Annotated in this window: 4 tRNA genes; all 4 read right to left on the reverse strand. The window is 50.4% G+C overall.

The annotated features are described in order from the left end of the window. Nucleotides 1–121 precede the first annotated feature (121 nt). The 4 genes from JFL43_RS18885 to JFL43_RS18900 all read right to left on the reverse strand — a co-directional run bounded on the left by JFL43_RS18885 (nt 122) and on the right by JFL43_RS18900 (nt 490). Nucleotides 122–197, reverse strand: a tRNA-Ala gene (locus tag JFL43_RS18885). A 20-nt stretch (nt 198–217) separates the two neighbouring features. Then, a tRNA-Pro gene (locus JFL43_RS18890) sits at nt 218–294 on the reverse strand. 4 nt (nt 295–298) lie between these two features. Continuing rightward, a tRNA-Arg gene (locus JFL43_RS18895) sits at nt 299–375 on the reverse strand. 26 nt (nt 376–401) lie between these two features. Beyond that, nucleotides 402–490 (reverse strand) — tRNA-Leu (locus JFL43_RS18900). Nucleotides 491–534: the final 44 nt, after the last annotated feature.

The raw sequence follows: 534 nt of genomic DNA on the forward strand, positions 1-534 counted from the left end.
TTGCTAGCGTATCATCCGAAGATGATATCTATTTCGTTTCGATCCACCAACAGGGTTGGCGTTCGAAACATTTATTGATTAACGTCTTGCATGTTCAGTTTTCAAGGTTCATAAATATATATGGTGGAGCCTAGCGGGATCGAACCGCTGACCTCCTGCGTGCAAGGCAGGCGCTCTCCCAGCTGAGCTAAGGCCCCATATGGGTTTTAATTAATAATGGTCGGGAAGACAGGATTCGAACCTGCGACCCCTTGGTCCCAAACCAAGTGCTCTACCAAGCTGAGCTACTTCCCGTAAATGGTGCGCCCGGCGGGAGTCGAACCTACAACCTTCTGATTCGTAGTCAGATGCTCTATCCAATTGAGCTACGGGCGCAATATATTATTCTGTTAAAGAAAAAATGGTGCCGAGGACCGGAATCGAACCGGTACGGTAGTCACCTACCGCAGGATTTTAAGTCCTGTGCGTCTGCCAGTTCCGCCACCCCGGCATATTTTGGAGCGGAAGACGAGGTTCGAACTCGCGACCCCCACC

Origin of the sequence: Viridibacillus soli (assembly GCF_016612995.1) — a bacterium.
GTDB classification, from domain to species: Bacteria; Bacillota; Bacilli; order Bacillales_A; family Planococcaceae; genus Viridibacillus; species Viridibacillus soli.